Annotated in this window: 16 protein-coding genes; 7 read left to right on the top strand and 9 right to left on the bottom strand. The window is 46.6% G+C overall.

Going from position 1 to position 15376, the window contains the following annotated elements; genetic code table 11:
* The first annotated feature begins 225 nt into the window (after window positions 1-225).
* Window positions 226-1473, top strand: a complete 1248-nt coding sequence (locus A0126_RS05615) for an MDR family MFS transporter (protein WP_088836772.1) — start codon at window positions 226-228, stop codon at window positions 1471-1473.
* 231 nt (window positions 1474-1704) lie between these two features.
* Here A0126_RS05615 and A0126_RS05610 read toward each other — a convergent pair whose 3' ends face one another.
* From A0126_RS05610 to A0126_RS05600, 3 genes are all read right to left on the bottom strand, one after another.
* Window positions 1705-2511 carry an ABC transporter permease subunit gene (locus tag A0126_RS05610; RefSeq protein ID WP_088836771.1) on the bottom strand — a complete coding sequence of 269 codons (807 nt, stop codon included), beginning with the start codon at window positions 2509-2511 and terminating at the stop codon, window positions 1705-1707.
* Window positions 2508-3395 carry an ABC transporter ATP-binding protein gene (locus tag A0126_RS05605; RefSeq protein WP_088836770.1) on the bottom strand — a complete coding sequence of 296 codons (888 nt, stop codon included), beginning with the start codon at window positions 3393-3395 and terminating at the stop codon, window positions 2508-2510. Before A0126_RS05605 ends, A0126_RS05610 begins: the two co-directional genes overlap by 4 nt.
* A 218-nt stretch (window positions 3396-3613) precedes the next feature.
* Window positions 3614-4414 carry a hypothetical protein gene (locus A0126_RS05600; protein WP_088836769.1) on the bottom strand — a complete coding sequence of 267 codons (801 nt, stop codon included), beginning with the start codon at window positions 4412-4414 and terminating at the stop codon, window positions 3614-3616.
* A 153-nt stretch (window positions 4415-4567) separates the two neighbouring features.
* Here A0126_RS05600 and A0126_RS05595 point away from each other — a divergent pair, with 153 nt between their 5' ends.
* The 3 genes from A0126_RS05595 (at window position 4568) to A0126_RS05585 (ending at window position 7442) form a co-directional block, all read left to right on the top strand.
* Window positions 4568-5008 carry an RrF2 family transcriptional regulator gene (locus A0126_RS05595; RefSeq protein WP_088836768.1) on the top strand — a complete coding sequence of 147 codons (441 nt, stop codon included), beginning with the start codon at window positions 4568-4570 and terminating at the stop codon, window positions 5006-5008.
* 91 nt (window positions 5009-5099) lie between these two features.
* Window positions 5100-6113, top strand: coding sequence for a hypothetical protein (locus tag A0126_RS05590; RefSeq protein WP_029333318.1), 1014 nt, complete (start codon window positions 5100-5102; stop codon window positions 6111-6113).
* A gap of 24 nt (window positions 6114-6137) precedes the next feature.
* The gene (locus A0126_RS05585; RefSeq protein ID WP_088836767.1) at window positions 6138-7442 is read left to right on the top strand and encodes a VOC family protein; all 1305 of its coding nucleotides are present in this window, start codon (window positions 6138-6140) and stop codon (window positions 7440-7442) included.
* A 38-nt stretch (window positions 7443-7480) separates the two neighbouring features.
* On the opposite strand, the gene A0126_RS05580 is transcribed toward A0126_RS05585, so the two are convergent.
* Window positions 7481-7804 (bottom strand): hypothetical protein, encoded by a 324-nt coding sequence (locus tag A0126_RS05580; protein ID WP_029333315.1) that lies wholly within the window; start codon window positions 7802-7804, stop codon window positions 7481-7483.
* Between the two features lie 92 nt (window positions 7805-7896).
* Here A0126_RS05580 and A0126_RS05575 point away from each other — a divergent pair, with 92 nt between their 5' ends.
* Window positions 7897-8322: a DUF2621 family protein gene (locus A0126_RS05575; RefSeq protein WP_088836766.1), complete on the top strand. Its 426-nt coding sequence runs from the start codon at window positions 7897-7899 to the stop codon at window positions 8320-8322.
* Window positions 8323-8420: 98 nt separating this feature from the next.
* Here A0126_RS05575 and A0126_RS05570 read toward each other — a convergent pair whose 3' ends face one another.
* Both A0126_RS05570 and A0126_RS05565 read right to left on the bottom strand, forming a co-directional pair.
* Complete coding sequence (locus tag A0126_RS05570) at window positions 8421-8903, bottom strand: CcdC family protein (protein ID WP_029333313.1); 483 nt, start codon at window positions 8901-8903, stop codon at window positions 8421-8423.
* A gap of 16 nt (window positions 8904-8919) precedes the next feature.
* Window positions 8920-9618 (bottom strand): cytochrome c biogenesis CcdA family protein, encoded by a 699-nt coding sequence (locus A0126_RS05565; RefSeq protein ID WP_088836765.1) that lies wholly within the window; start codon window positions 9616-9618, stop codon window positions 8920-8922.
* Between the two features lie 211 nt (window positions 9619-9829).
* On the opposite strand from A0126_RS05565, the gene A0126_RS05560 reads away from it, so the two are divergent.
* Both A0126_RS05560 and A0126_RS05555 read left to right on the top strand, forming a co-directional pair.
* Window positions 9830-10024, top strand: a complete 195-nt coding sequence (locus tag A0126_RS05560; protein ID WP_029333310.1) for an aspartyl-phosphate phosphatase Spo0E family protein — start codon at window positions 9830-9832, stop codon at window positions 10022-10024.
* 448 nt (window positions 10025-10472) lie between these two features.
* Entirely contained in the window at window positions 10473-11375 is a 903-nt protein-coding gene (locus tag A0126_RS05555; RefSeq protein WP_088836764.1) for an SH3 domain-containing protein, read from the top strand.
* A 62-nt stretch (window positions 11376-11437) separates the two neighbouring features.
* Here A0126_RS05555 and A0126_RS05550 read toward each other — a convergent pair whose 3' ends face one another.
* The 3 genes from A0126_RS05550 to A0126_RS05540 form a co-directional block, all read right to left on the bottom strand.
* Window positions 11438-13204 carry an ABC transporter ATP-binding protein gene (locus tag A0126_RS05550; protein WP_088836763.1) on the bottom strand — a complete coding sequence of 589 codons (1767 nt, stop codon included), beginning with the start codon at window positions 13202-13204 and terminating at the stop codon, window positions 11438-11440.
* The gene (locus A0126_RS05545) at window positions 13194-14951 is read right to left on the bottom strand and encodes an ABC transporter transmembrane domain-containing protein (protein WP_029333305.1); all 1758 of its coding nucleotides are present in this window, start codon (window positions 14949-14951) and stop codon (window positions 13194-13196) included. Before A0126_RS05545 ends, A0126_RS05550 begins: the two co-directional genes overlap by 11 nt.
* Before the next feature lie 123 nt (window positions 14952-15074).
* A complete protein-coding gene (locus tag A0126_RS05540) occupies window positions 15075-15305 on the bottom strand; it encodes a YneF family protein (protein ID WP_012370001.1) in 231 nt (76 codons plus the stop codon).
* Window positions 15306-15376: the final 71 nt, after the last annotated feature.

The raw sequence follows: 15376 nt of genomic DNA, 5'->3' as shown, positions 1-15376 counted from the left end.
GAGACGTACACATGAAACAGCCACAAGCACAGCGACAGATTCAGGTATCAAACTCATCTGCGATCATTGTACGTCACCCAATCGTTTAATTTTTTTAAAAATTAAGCAGGGTGTGCGTATGCGTATACGTACATGCTGCCCCCTTATATCAGGACGGGTATGCCCATATTTGTGCGTATCCGTCTTTTCTATTGTCAAAAAACGGAATAATAAGGGGTTTTATTTATGTTCAACTCATTAAAACTGCTCGACCGTAACATCTGGATCCGGTTCGTCGGGGAAACGTTAACCGGTATCATGATGTTCATGATTGCACCATTTCTTGTACTCTATTACGCCGATCAACTCGATTCGTACCTCCTCGTCGGCGTCATCATGGCGATCGGGCCGATTGCCGCTTTATTCGGCTCTTTCCTCGGAGGGCACCTCGCCGACATTTACGGCCGCAAACCGTTGATGGTCATCGCCATCGTCGGGGATGCGCTCGCCCTAATCGGTTTTACGTTTGCCGATACATTTTGGCCGTTGCTTATCTTAAATGCGACGCTCGGCCTGACGAATTCTCTGTTCCACCCGGCAGCGAGCGCAATGGTCGCTGATGTCACGCCACCGGAACGATTAAACGAATCGTTTGGTCTCTTACGGATGGGACATAACATCGGGGCTGCGTTCGGTCCATTGATCGGCAGTGCCGTCCTCTTCATCGATCGGTCCTTGATTTTCTATGGAGCAGCTATTGTTTATGTACTTTATGCCCTCGTCCTCCTGCTGTTCATCGGTGAGACGAAGCCTGAAAAAATTGAGCATCCGGTGGATACACCACAACTTTCTTCACTGACTGTCTTACGAAAGGACCATGTCTTTTTAATCTTCATTGCGGCTGGTGTCTTCATCTCGATGGGCTTCACGCTCGTCGAAAACATGCTACCCGTCTTCTTAAAAGAAGCCTTACCGGGATTACCGGACGAAAAAAATCCTTTCCCGTACTTGATGGGACTGAACGGCATCATGGTCGTCTTGTTCCAATTTCCGATTGCTGCGAAGCTATCCGGGAAATCGTTCGGGAAAGTCATGTTACTCGGCGCAAGCGTCTTCGGACTCGGCATGATTTTACTCGCCTTCGTCCCGTCCTACTTCTTCTCGCTCGGAACGGATTATATCGTCATCGTCATTCTCTTACTCGTCATTTATGCCCTTTATACCATCGGCGAAATGATCATGTCACCGGTCCAAATGACGTTCATCGCTTTAATCGCGCCGGTTCACTTACGGGGAACGTATAATGGTGCCGCGAGCGTGCAGTGGTTGATTGGTGGCGTAACGGCACCGCTCCTCGGGTCGTTGTTCCTCGAATCCGGTCACGGCGACTATGCGCTTGGCGCCATCGGGGTCGCGTGTTGTTTATCTGGACTTGTCTACTTGGCACTCGATCGTTCGATTCGCCGTGCGAAACGGTTGTCCGAGTCGGCGTAAGTTAACGTTTATTTTAAAAAGGCGCATCTGACGAAAAGTCGAATGCGCCTTTTACTGTTTTAGAAAGAAGAGGTCCCTGTTTCTTATGTTTAGGGCGGAACGCTCTTCCTCGACTCGTCTTCAAATCTCCCCATTTCCGTTAGTTTCATCGGGAAAAAGCGACTAAACGCACGCTGCTCAAGAGACAGGCAAGCCGAAGGTGATTTTCGTCTCCCCCCTTCGATTCATTCCTCACAACGGCAAGTTTCGTTTCCGGAAAAGGACGATGGCAAGACCATAGCTCAGCAGACCAATCAAGATTAAAATGATTACTGAGACGAGGACCTCTCCTTCCCCACTGGCGATTTTTCCGGGTTCATAAAGCGAAAACGGCGTAAAATGCCGAATCCAGTCGATTTTCGTGACAATTTTCCCCATCATGTTCATCCCGTAAAATAGAAAAGTTATCCCACCCGCGACCGCAAAAGCATTTTTTTCATCGTTGAACAAACAGGAAATCAAGAACGAATAACCGCTGACGGCTAAAAATAAGCAAAACCCGACGTAGTTGATTTGGAAAAACTCAGTGAGTGCGATTCGGTCCGTATCGATTAAGAACCGTGCTGCGAGCGCCCCGCCTGCGAATGTCAAAACATGAATCACAATTAAACCACTGATTAAGACGAGCATTTGTGTGACGATGACTTTCGTTCGTGAGACCTGCGTCGATAAAAGATAGGCCATCGAACCGCGGTCGACGAGCCGTGCGACGAGTTGAATCGCGACCATCACGCTAAAGACACCCAGGATTAAAAGATAAAATAGACCATAGTATTCGGCCGAGATGAATTGACCGTAGTTGCTGATCGACTCCATTCCGAATGCCCGCATCATTCCCTCCGGTAAGATCTGCATCATGTCGTCAATCTGTTCCATGTTGTCGTCGAGCAACGGATAAAGGGAGGTAATCAACGTGACATACATGGCTGAGCCGACCCCGAAACCAAAAAACATCTTCAGATGGAGCTGCATCATATGACGATAAAGGGCGAGATTCATTTCCCCAACTCCTTTTGATTATAATAATCCATAAAAATTTGTTCCAAGCTTTGGTCATCGGCACTGATGTTCTTGACGTGATACGGGGCGAGCGTTTGGATGAGTAAATCATAATTCCCACGGAGTTCGACCCGGACCGTCCGCACGTCGATTCGCTCCGTCGTCAAGGCGGAAGCAAGCAGAGCGGCTACAGCCACTTCTTCATCGAGCGTGACGTTAAATGATTTTCGTTGCATCGTCTGCAACTCATGAATATTTTTTGTCGCGACGATTTTTCCGTCACGAATAATCGCTGCCCGGTCGCATGTCCGCTCGATTTCAGCAAAACTATGAGACGACATCAAGAAGGTCTTGCCACGTGCTTTTTCTTCAAGGACGAGTTCGATGAACAAGTTCTGCATCAATGGATCGAGTCCCGACGTCGGTTCGTCGAGGATATAGATTTCCGGGTCATGCATGAATGTCGCGACGATCCCAATCTTTTGCTTCATTCCTTTTGACATCTTGCGAATCGGTGTGTTCGGGTTGAATTGGAGCTTTTTAATCAACTCGTCACGTCTGTCCGGATTGTCTGATCCTTGCATACCGGCCATCATGTTGAGGAATGCAAGCCCTGTCATTCCGTCGAGGAACGCCATTTCGCCGGGTAAATAACCGACGTGACTTCGCGCTTGCGCCTGATTTGCCCACGTATCGATCCCTTTTATCGTCGCCCGCCCGCGTTGCGGCTTCATATATCCCATCAAATGGCGAATCGTCGTTGATTTTCCGCTACCGTTCGGTCCGAGAAAACCGAATACTTCGCCTTTCTCCACATTGATCGTGACATCAAAAATTCCTTTTCCGTTTGAAAACTGTTGCGTCAGATTCTCGATGTTAATCATGTCACCCCTCCTGAAAGTTTGAAAGAATACTCCGGCATTGATACTTTTAATACCTTTCAAGAAAAACGATCAGTTCTCCTCTTTCAGCTGAAAAAGTCCGCTGTTCCAACCAGCTTACGCACGAGCAACGCTAATTCGACAAAAAAAGCGGACATCCCTCGAAAACATCGGGGTATCCGCTCTCGTACCTGAAATAACTCGATTCAGGCAATCCTTCATTAAGACGGCAATGCATTATCTGCGACAAATGGACCAAAGATAACCGGTAGCGGTTCCAGCGTCCTTTGCACATCCGCGATGAACCGACTCGATCCACTGACGAATACGATCGGGTCGTCGCTTGCAATCATCTCTAAAAATTCAACCGCCCCTTCATCCGTACTATTTTGGTGCATAGTATGGAAAACAAGTCCCTTTTGAATAAGTCCTTCGAGTGTCATCATCAACTTAGCCGAGAGCGCCTTCATGTCGTTAAAATGGACAAGCGTCGTTTTCCGATGATTCGTCAAAGCATACCTTGCTTCGTCAATGACAGCACCTAAATGATGTGTTTCTGCAATCAACAACACTTCGAGTTGTCTCCAGTCTGCGTTTGATGAATATTTGCAAAAGTGACGACACGTATCAACGAGTTGGTGATGGACGACAGACCATGCCTCGAGCAACGGGTCTGTCGCTTCAAGCTCAAATTCCCATTGCACGGCGAGCAGGATCTCCTGACTGACGATTTCTGGGTAAGACAGAATGAACGATTTCGTTTGATTGATTTCTTCGAGTAAAATGAGTTTAAACAACTCACTCGGTTCTTGTTGGTTCGTCACATGATGCAACAGGCGACTGAGGCGTAAAATCCGAAGTTCACGATTTTGTAAACGCATGTCCTGCTGTCCCATTTGTTCAAGCTGTCGGCTATGATTTTTTTCTAACTGATCATAAAACCGGCTCGCGATGCGGAAACCGCGTTTATCCACTTCCGGACCCATCTTTTGTAAGAGGTGTAATGCTTGATCAAAATGCATACCATGACCTACCTTTCCCCCCTCATTATGCCCGAACCCCTAGATAAAAACAATCTTCAAAAAAGGTATAAAAAATACTTGTTTTATACAACATATTTAAACTTGTTCTTCCTTCCTATCCATTTTAGAATCTAGGATAAGTAGGTGATATATATGCGCATGACACGTTATACGGACTATGCGATCCGGTCGCTTTTATTTGCAGGCACACATGCGGATCGACTTGTCCGAATCCAGGAAGTAGCGGATTGTTACGACATTTCTAAAAATCATCTGATGAAAGTCGTCTATCGTTTAGGACAAAATGGTCTGATTCATTCTGTCCGTGGTCGTGGTGGTGGATTTCGCTTAGCAAGTCCTCCGGATGAAATTTATCTCGGTGACGTCGTACAATTGTTCGAACCAACGACTCATTTTTTGGACCCGCAAGAGGGAATGGTGGAACATCCATCTCTTGACCCTGCACGAACTGCCTTTGATGAAGCGATTGAAGCGTTCCATCAGGTACTTAATAGTTATACGATCCAGGATTTATTGCATCCGGCAAATGAACTGCATCCACAAATTCTTGAAATGATTCCGAGACGCAATTGATGCGTAGCGGAATCATTTTTTGTTGCGCCCGCATCATCAACGATTTCTCATCCGCTGCGTGGTATACTCATATAAGAAAGGAGGGGTACAGATGAACCCTCATGAAGAACTCAATAGCCTATATCTTCGATTGAAAGAGGAAAATCCGTCACTCGAACGTGGCGAATCACTTTGGACGATTTTTGAAGATACGACCGACGATTCACTTCGCCCCTTAGCATTATGGACCTTTTCTCAAAACCAGTTTGATCTCGGACATTTCCGCTCGTTCCTCGTCTCGTTTTCATTATTGATGGACTGGATTCGTAAGGACGAACTGACACTGACACATAAACAGGAGCTTGACCTGTACTGGAACTATAAATCGTATTTGATTTATGCCGCTGAACAAGAAGACGTCTCGATCGCTTTGTTAGAGGCGGATTATGAACGTTTTAGCGACTTTTGTGACGCCAACGGATTTGCGCGGACCCGTGATTATATCGGTTTCATGATTTACAGTAAACTTGGTGACGAAGAACAAGCGGATCAATACTTGGAAGAATGGATTGATGCCCCTTCCGATGAACTGAGTGATTGTCCGTCGTGTGAAGGATTCAGCCGGATGACGTATGCGATTGAACGTGGTTTCGAAGACCGGGCACTTCTATTGTATGCAGCAATCCGACACGAGCGCGGTTGTTCACGGATGCCGGACCAGGCACATCCGTACATCTTGCCATTGTTCATCAGTCGTAAACAGGACCGATTCGATTGGATGGAGAAACTCACACAAGAAGTACGCCGCGTCAAGCCGCTCTTCACAGGTGGTGACGAACCGTATCACCTTTATGCCGAAATGTATTACAACCCGAATTACGTCTGGTCGATGGAAGAGAAAAAACAATTGATTCCGCTTTTGACAGATCGCGGCTACCTTCAGTTCTTACTCGCTCATTACGCAGCCTCTTACCGATCAGCCCGTAAAGAAGAAGCCGGTTATCTCGGATTGCTCCGTTCGAATATTTATGAAATTGCCCAAAGTCTTGACCACCGCATTGACGGTTCCTTCTATCTAGACTTTGTCGAACGTGAACTTAAACGGGTCACACAATTTGTCGGTTGATGCACCACGAAAGGAAGTGTCGTCATGCTTGATCATGTTCAGTTAGCTGCGCCACCTGCTTCAGAAGATGCGACCCGGGCTTTTTATGCCGGGCTATTACATATGAAAGAAGTCGAAAAGCCCGTCGGTGTCCGTGCGACGGGTGGCGTTTGGTTTACAAGTCACGCTGCAGCGATTCACGTTGGCATCGAACAAAATTTTCAGCCGGCTAAAAAAGCACATCCCGGCCTTACGTTTCCCGACTTGGATGGTGTCGCCGAGCGCTTGAATAAAGCCGGTCACCCGGTCACGTTTGACGATCGGCTTGCACCGCGCCGGCGATTGTTTACGGAGGATCCGTTCGGAAACCGGATCGAGTGTATCGAAAGCCAGTTGACGCCGATTACTCCGGATAAACTAAAGGCAGGTTCGCATGTCCGTCTCCTTGCGCCTGCTTCGAGCTTAGCGAGTGTCGATGAAAAAATCATTAATGACGCCATCGAACTGTTAGAAACGCTCGGACTCCGCGTCTCAATCAGTCAACATGCCCGCGCCGTCAATCCGTTCGGTTCGAGCGACCCGGCTTGCCGAATCGACGATTTACATGCCGCTTTCGCCGACAGCGACGTCAACGCGATTCTTTGCGTACGCGGTGGCTTCAGTTCAAACGAATTGCTTGCGGGACTCGACTACGATTTGATTCGGACCCACCCGAAGATTCTTTGCGGGTTCTCTGACATTACGGCGCTCAGTAATGCGATTTTCACAAAAACAGGTCTCGTCACCTACTCAGGACCGATGCTACGCGCACTCAGTTCGCGTGACGCCTATACGCTCGACTACTTCAAAAAAATGTTCTTCGACGTCCAAGCGATCTCCGTTCGTCCGAGCGTCAACTGGCATGACTGGTTTGACGGCCGGACCGTCACGTCGTTGAACGACGGGCACCTCGTTTTAGCGAGTGGAAAAGCGAGTGGTCGGATTCTCGGGGGGAACCTTTGTACGTTGAACTTATTACAAGGAACACCGTTTTTCCCCGATTTACGTCAAGCCGTCCTTTTCTTAGAAGACGACTACGAAGTCCATCCGGCGACGTTTGCCCGTGATTTTGCTTCGTTACTGGCACAACCGGGCGCTGACGAAATCCGCGGGATCGTCTTCGGCCGGTTCCAACTGACAACGAAGATGACGGAAGAACATTTACGTTATCTCGTCAGTCTCTACCCGCAACTTAAAACAATCCCCGTCATCGCGAATGCGGATTTCGGTCACACGGAACCTTTATTTACGTTCCCGATTGGCGGGATCGCCGAGCTTGACCATGATCAAATCACGCTGAACGCGAAATAAAAAGAAGGAGTCGCGGCAATCCGCGTCTCCTTCTTTTTTTAATAGTCGAGCAATCTCGAAGCGTCGATTTGGCGCTTCGATCCATCGGCGAACATTTCAAGTGTCGCGAGGATCTGATGATCTATAAGGTCATATTTCACTAATGTAAAATCTTCAAGAGTCGAGATCGTCTTAAACGTCTTCCCGACGGTAAATGCCCGCTTGCGACTGGCATCAAAAGCAGGAATTGTCACGAATACGACCGTGATTTCCGTTCCACTCGTATCATAATAAAATTCGACGACGCGACCGTCTGCTGTCTCGGGTAAGTTCCCCTTTTGCGGTCGTCCGGATTCATCTAATTGTACATATGGCTGTAACATCTCTTCTCCTCACTTTCTCCGTCATTCATCATAGCATGAGAAAACCATTTATGCTAATCTATAAATGATGTTGAAAGGGGGATGAGTCACGGATGGCATGGTTCATGAACGGAATTTTGCTCTGGGGCTTTATCATGATTACACTAATGGCGATTGGCGGCTTCTTCATGTTCCGGAAGTTCTTAAAAAAACTCCCGAAAGAAGACGGCAAATCGATGATGGATTGGGAAGATGAGTACATCGACCAAACACGACACTTGTGGACGGACGAGACAATGGAGTTATTGAATGCCCTCGTCATGCCTGTTCCGGCGGCGTTTCGTGACGTCGCACGGCGGAAAATTGCCGGACGGATCGGTCAGTTCGCACTTGAAGAACGTGCTTCAGTCATGACGTCAGAGCTTGTCGTCAAAGGATATATTTCAGCGACTCCGAAACGTGATCATAATTTTTTGAAAAAAGCCTTAAAAGAACACGCAATCGATTGGCGTGAATACGAACTCTACTTCCAACGTTAATGATGGCAGAATCAATCTACTCTGAGTGAACGAGATTCTATGTGATGTATTCAAAAAATGACCGCCTTGTCCATTAAATCGGACAAGACGGTCATTTTTCATGATTGTGGTAAATGTTCGACGGGAACAATCCCCGACTTAACTTGTTTGTACTTCAGATACATGGCGATTCGCCACGGGACGATCATTCCGAACGCGACGAGATAGAAAATTCCACCTGTCTCAAAAATATCGATTTGACCCCCGATCACAAATTTTGCGACCGTCCGTACGAGTAAGATTCCGAATAAGACGATAAAAAATGCTTTTGAACGTTGCAAATAAATTTGACCTTCTGCTTCATAAAAATTTGACGTCTTAATCAAGAAGACACTGAAAATCATCCCGACAATCAATGCTTCCGCGACCTCCGTCCATGTCAGACGAGATGCCGGGTATAAAAATTGCAACATCCCGGTCGACATCGCGAACGGAGGGATTAAAATCTTTTTGGCATTTGTCGGTTTCGCCGACGCCTTCACCCGTATGAAGCTGATGAGTAACCCCATCACGAGCGCAACCCCTGTTGATATCCAAATCATCTCATCACTTCCTCGATTAAAATCCTGTAAATCCAACGATATCACTCATCCAGGCCGCAAATTTACTCAAGCCATTGAAATACAACATGACTCCGAAGACCATCATCAAGGCGCCACCGAATTTCGTCATTTTGAGACTGTACTGGACAAGGAGTTTCGAACGTCCAACAAAAAAGGCCATTAATAAGAAGGGGATCGAAAATCCAAGGACATAAAACAGCATGTAGAGCATACCTTGGCTCGGATTCGTCGCCGCTAGACCGATGACACCAGCAAGGATTGGACCTGTACAGGGTGTCCAGCCTGCCGCAAATCCGATTCCGACGAGGACTGTACCGATGTAACCGCCCTTGCGTTCACCAAGATTCATTTTTTTTTCACGCATCAAGAACGTCGGCTGCCATAAACCGACTAAGACGATCCCGAAGACGAAAATTACGAGGGCCCCAACCATCCGTAATGTATCGCGATACGTGATGAAGACGTCCGCAAAGAGTGACGTCGATAATCCAAGGACGACGAATACGAGTGCGAACCCGACTAAAAAGGCGAGTGTATGGAAAAGTGAACGTCTTTCCCGGACACCTTTTTCTTTTAAATCCGTTACAGATACTCCGGTAATGTACGAAAGAAATACCGGATACAACGGTAGCGTACAGGGAGACACGAATGACAGTAACCCTGCCCCAAATGCTAACCACAACGAGAGCTCCATTTCAGCAGCTCCTTTCTATAAGAAGAAGTTCTTCTCTATTTTGCCAAACTCCGCATCATTTAGCACCTATTATCTCACAAAAGATAAGAAAGATTCGTGACTTCTCAAATTACAAAAAAATTACATTTACTTTATCTTACTAAAATTTCGTTGCACTCCGAATAATCACTTGCTAGAATATGGATACGACACCAATGTAAGGGAGACTGCTATGACAAGCCAACAATTACTGACCTTAGCAATTGAAGCAAAACGAAGCGAACTGTATCTTCAAGCAGATCGGTCTAGTTTCACCTCCCCACATGTATTGAAGCTCAGTCATGAACTCGATCTGTTATTAGTCGAGTACACACGGATTATGCAAACTTATGCCGTTGGCTCTTCAAATGAGCGGCTCCTCACATAAAACGAAAATTCAATGCAGTCATTTCGTGGCACCTTCCATTAAGTGTACTTGTTTGATCACTAATCCTTTTTAAGCAAACCCTCTTTCCATTCAGAGGGTTTGTTTTTGTTCAATCGCTTTTTCATTGTCATGCTCCCCTTCTTCTCTCAAACTTCGCCTCCAGTTTGATTAGAAGATGGTTCAACTTATTTTTAGACAAGGGATTGATTCATGACTTTTGTACATTACAATTGCTTCCGTTTATTCTTTGTATAGGCATAAAGACTTATGAACCTAATTAAAAACCATGCTTTATGACCTACTAATGACAAAAACACGCTTTTTGCAATCTGTTTGTCACACTGACCTCTTTTGTAACTTTAATGACATTGACCTGTAAACGCACTACCCGGTTTCGGGGTGTAGAGTAGGAACAGTAAACACAGCATATGTCAGGAGGACATCAATAATGAAAAAAGCAGTTTTCGCTGCAGGACTTGCAGCAACGGCTCTATCAGTAGGATTCGCCCAAGAGACAGAGGCTGCCTCAGAGACGGTAAAAGTAGACACAGCAGTACTCAACGTTCGCACAGCACCTACAACAGCATCAGCAGACGTAGGTAACGTATATAAAGGGCAAACATTAAATGTCGAAGGACGTTCTGGTGCATGGATTAAAACAAGCATCAATGGCCAAAAACGTTATGTACATGGCGCATATACTACTGCTGCCTCATCATTCGACTTTAAAAAAGCTACAGTCACTACGGCAGTATTAAACGTTCGGACACAACCTACTACGAACTCGAAAGATGTAGGTAACTTGTATAAAGGTGAAACAGTAAACGTAGAAAGTAAAGTCGGTTCTTGGATTAAAACAACAATCGATGGTAAAACGCGCTATGTGCATAGTGCTTACACTACACTTTCTGGTTCTACTGCTTCAACTTCAGCAGCTCCAGCTCCTAAAGCAGAAGCAAAACCAGCAGCTAAGCCAGCACCAAAACCAGCAGCTAAACCGGCTACTGCAACTAAACAAACGACTTCAGCGAAGTCTGGTACTAAAGTGACGATGAACGTAAGTGCATACACGAACGATCCATCAAGCAACGGTAGTCAGCTTTACAACGGTCGTGCATTGACTGCTAGCGGTTATGATGTAACAAACACGATCACGTACAATGGTATGCGTATCGTAGCAGCTTCTTCACAATACCCGATCGGCACACGGATGCACATTTCAGGTATCGGTGAAGCAATCGTTCTTGACCGTGGTGGCGCAATTCAAGGTAACAAACTTGACCTTCTCGTTGGTTCACAACAAGAAGCCATCAACTGGGGACGCCAAAACGTCACAGTAACTGTCTACTAATTAAAAAAAGTAACAGCAAAACCTGCCGGGCGAGATCGCCTGGCAGGCCTTTTTGTGTGCATTTACGTAATCGAAGTCACATGACCCGACTGTAATTGATACATTTTTTTATAGAGTCCGTCTTTCGCAATCAACGTTTGGTGATTTCCTTGTTCGACGACTTCCCCTTGATGTAACACAAGAATCAAGTCGGCGTCCTGAATCGTCGATAACCGGTGAGCGATTGCAATCGTCGTCCGCCCTTCCCGCATTCGTTTCAATGCCGTCTGGACTTTCTCTTCCGTCTCCGTATCGATTGAACTTGTCGCTTCATCCAAGATTAAGATTTTCGGATCACGCGCCATCGTTCTTGCAAATGAAATCAATTGCCGTTCCCCGGCTGAAAACGTTGCCCCGCGCTCGGCGACCGGGCTATCGTATCCCTCGTCAAGTTGGTGAATGAAACCATCCGCCTGAACGAAACGGGCCGCCTCTTCAACGGTTCCGAACGAAATCCGATCGTCAAACAACCGAATGTTATCAGCGACACTTCCCGTAAAGAGGAACGAATCCTGCAGGACAAGTCCGACGTGACGCCGTAATTCATCTTCCGGTAACTGTTCGAGCGGCTTTCCATCAATTAAAATTCGTCCCGACTGATAGGCATAAAACCGCATTAAGATGTTGATGATTGAACTTTTCCCGCTTCCCGTCTGACCGACAAGGGCAATCGTCTGTCCTTTTTTCGCTTCAAAGGTAATCCCTTTCAAGACTTCCGTCTCTCCATCATAACTGAACCGCACGTCTTCAAAGACGATATGTCCATCCGTGACGCTCGCTGCACCAGGCAACCCTTTCGTCGGTTCCGGCTCATCCGTATCGAGAACTTTAAACACACGGTCGGCCGAAACAATCGCCTGTTGGAATTCAGACAACCGTTGCATGATTTGTTGAACGGGTTGGAAAATGCGTTCAAGATAACTGATGAAGGCATAGACGACACCGACTTGAACCGTCTCCGTAAATGATAAGAACCCAAAGTACGTGACGAGTGTCGCGATTGAAATCGCCAGCATCAGTTCAATGATTGGACGAAGTAACCAACTGTCGAGCTTTAAGTTTTTATAACGACCATTTTGGTGGGCGACGTTCGTCTCTTCAAATTCCGCCATTAATCGTTTTTCTTGGCGGAATTGCTGAATGATCGCCATCCCGTTGATTGATTCATTTAACTGCGCATTGATTTTCGATAACAAATCGCGGACTTCTGCATAATATTTCGTCGAGTACTTGCGGTAGATCCAGATGACGAAATAAAATACAGGCAGTAAGACAAGTGCGATTGTCGCAAGCGTCGGGTCCAAGAAATAGAGGAAGATATAAGTTCCGATCAATTGGACACCACTTTGGACAAACGTCGAGAGGACGCCGATGTAGAGTTCCTTGATCGCTTCCGTATCATTCGTGATCCGCGAGACTAAAAGCCCAGCCGGTGTCCGGTCAAAGTAAGCGAGTCGCAGGTGCATGACGTGACGAAACACATCAATCCGTAAGCGCTGAATGACTTTTAACGCGATTTTTTGAAATTCAAATGCTTGCAAATAATCGACGATAATCCCTGTCGTATGCAAGATGAGGTAGGCACTAAATAATAAGGCGACTTCCTGGACTGGATAATTACCAGTCGTGACATAGTTGTCAATGAAGATTTTAACTAAATAAGGTCCTCCGAGTTTCGCACCCGTCGTGACCAATAAGAGAAGGAACGCCACAAAGACTTGTTTCTTAAAGGGACCGACAAACCGAAGCAGACGCTTCAAGACGTCTTTTTCATTGATATCATGATTCAAACGGTCCACCCCCTTGTTCAACTAATGATTCGAGTTGTTGATGGTCATACGTTTCTTTATACCAGCCTTTTCGCCGCAACAACTGCTCATGTGTCCCCCGTTCGATGATCCGTCCCGCGTCGAGAACGATGATTTCGTCCGTATGGGAAACGGCCGACAAACGATGGGCGACGATGATTTGCGACTGTTCGTTATCAGCCGTGCGGAAATGATCGATGATCGCCTCTTCTGTCTTCGCATCGACGGCCGATAACGCGTCATCGAGCACTAAAATCGGACAGTCGGCGAGTAACGCCCGGGCAATCGAAATCCGTTGTTTTTGTCCACCGGATAACGTCACGCCGCGTTCTCCAACCATCGTCGCGTAGCCTTCTTTAAAACCAAGAATATCGTCATGGACAGCAGCAACACGAGCTGCTTCCATGATTTGTTCCATCGAAGCGTCCGGTTTCGCAAAAGCGATATTGTCCGCAATCGATGCTGAGAACAAGAAATGGTCTTGCGGGACGACGGCGATCTGCTTCCGGACCGTTTCGCGGAGGAGTTGTTTAATATCTTGCCCTCCCATTCGAATAGCCCCTTGTTTGACATCATATTCGCGGGTTAATAACCGGACAAACGTCGACTTCCCAGCACCTGTCCGCCCGACGATTCCGAGCGACTTTCCAGGCTCGAGTGTGACATCAATCTGTTCGAGAACCGGCTGTGTGTCATAGATAAAACGGTCAATCGCGATATCGAGTCGTGGTGAATCGACGGTCGTCACCGCTTCCTTCGCATCTTTAATTTCCGGCTCCACGGCAAGCATCCGTTCGATTCGGTCATACGAAGCACGTCCTCGTTCGACGATATTGAATAACCAGCCGAATGCGAGCATCGGCCACGTCAAGAGACCTAAGTATGTAGTGAAGGCGACGATGTCACCGATCCGGATTTCCCCTTGTTGTAACAAATATGCTCCGTACCCGACGGCGATGATATACGATAAACCGACGAGTCCAAAGATCGTTGGATCAAACAACGCATCAATTTTCGCGACACGACGGTTTTTTTGAACGACATCGTCCGATAACGACGTGAATGTCGTCACGTCTGACTCGACTTCACCCGTTGCTTTTAAAACACGGACGCCACTGATACTTTCTGCTACTTTGTCATTCAAGTCAGAAAAGGCTTCCTGTGCATCATGAAAACGGGAATGCAGCATCTTTCCGTAACGCGATGTCAAGTAGACCATCAACGGCATCGGCAGAAGGGAAACGAGCGTCAGTTTCCAACTGATTGTCGTCACCATCATGACAACGACAAAACTTCCCATTGTCACAGAATCGACGAGCGTCAAAATCCCTGCCCCTGCCGTCATTGAAACCGCTTGGACATCATTCGTCGCATGCGCCATTAAGTCTCCACTTCGATATTTCTTATAAAACGATTGGTCTAAATCTGAAAAGTGACCATAAAGCTGACTCCGCAACAACCGGCCCAGTCGGATCGATGCGCCGAAGATGTAAAAACGCCAAAAGTAACGGATGACGTAGGTCGAGACTCCGATCAACACGAGCACCCCGGCGAGTGTAAACAATCGCTCTTTCGTCAATGTACCGTCACTTAATCCATTGACCGTCGTCCCGATGACTTTTGGTGGAATCACTTCGAGACCTGCGACAAAAATCAAACAAATGATGCCGATGCTATATGCTTTCCATTCAAGTCGGAAAAACCAACTCAATTTCTTGAAGACTCCCATTCAAGTCTCCCCCCCTTTTTCAAATCAATTGAGTATTTTAAATAGTCTCACATTTTAGATTAGCCATCTTTCCAGTAAATAGCAAACAAAAAGGAGACCACAAGGGTCTCCTTTTGAAACTGCTTATTTTTTAGGTGATTTCATCGAACCACTCATTGAACGCATCACTTGGTTAACTTTCTTTTGTGATGGCTTTTGACCCATTTGCATCATCAATGTCTTAATCATATCTTCGTTGATTGGCGGGTTTTGCTCCAAATAGTTCATCATGTATCGACGAGCGATATAGAAACCAAGGGCGACACCTGCTACCAAGCAAAGAAGGGCAATTAAAATCCAAATCCATGTAGCCAAGTTGCTTCCTCCTCTAACTTAAAACGTCGCTTTTTACTATACTATAATTCTAACCGTTTGCATAGATAATG

This window comes from Exiguobacterium sp. N4-1P (assembly GCF_002214325.1).
Note: the sequence above shows the minus strand (reverse complement) of the source record. Positions and strands in the feature narration are given on the sequence as shown.

Excerpts from the sequence above, each read along its gene's own strand:
- A0126_RS05615 (WP_088836772.1), top strand. The coding sequence starts at position 226 with ATGTTCAACTCATTAAAACTGCTCGACCGTAACATCTGGATCCGGTTC.
- A0126_RS05610 (WP_088836771.1), bottom strand. The coding sequence starts at position 2,511 with ATGAATCTCGCCCTTTATCGTCATATGATGCAGCTCCATCTGAAGATG.
- A0126_RS05605 (WP_088836770.1), bottom strand. The coding sequence starts at position 3,395 with ATGATTAACATCGAGAATCTGACGCAACAGTTTTCAAACGGAAAAGGA.
- A0126_RS05600 (WP_088836769.1), bottom strand. The coding sequence starts at position 4,414 with ATGCATTTTGATCAAGCATTACACCTCTTACAAAAGATGGGTCCGGAA.
- A0126_RS05595 (WP_088836768.1), top strand. The coding sequence starts at position 4,568 with ATGCGCATGACACGTTATACGGACTATGCGATCCGGTCGCTTTTATTT.
- A0126_RS05590 (WP_029333318.1), top strand. The coding sequence starts at position 5,100 with ATGAACCCTCATGAAGAACTCAATAGCCTATATCTTCGATTGAAAGAG.
- A0126_RS05585 (WP_088836767.1), top strand. The coding sequence starts at position 6,138 with ATGCTTGATCATGTTCAGTTAGCTGCGCCACCTGCTTCAGAAGATGCG.
- A0126_RS05580 (WP_029333315.1), bottom strand. The coding sequence starts at position 7,804 with ATGTTACAGCCATATGTACAATTAGATGAATCCGGACGACCGCAAAAG.
- A0126_RS05575 (WP_088836766.1), top strand. The coding sequence starts at position 7,897 with ATGGCATGGTTCATGAACGGAATTTTGCTCTGGGGCTTTATCATGATT.
- A0126_RS05570 (WP_029333313.1), bottom strand. The coding sequence starts at position 8,903 with ATGATTTGGATATCAACAGGGGTTGCGCTCGTGATGGGGTTACTCATC.
- A0126_RS05565 (WP_088836765.1), bottom strand. The coding sequence starts at position 9,618 with ATGGAGCTCTCGTTGTGGTTAGCATTTGGGGCAGGGTTACTGTCATTC.
- A0126_RS05560 (WP_029333310.1), top strand. The coding sequence starts at position 9,830 with ATGACAAGCCAACAATTACTGACCTTAGCAATTGAAGCAAAACGAAGC.
- A0126_RS05555 (WP_088836764.1), top strand. The coding sequence starts at position 10,473 with ATGAAAAAAGCAGTTTTCGCTGCAGGACTTGCAGCAACGGCTCTATCA.
- A0126_RS05545 (WP_029333305.1), bottom strand. The coding sequence starts at position 14,951 with ATGGGAGTCTTCAAGAAATTGAGTTGGTTTTTCCGACTTGAATGGAAA.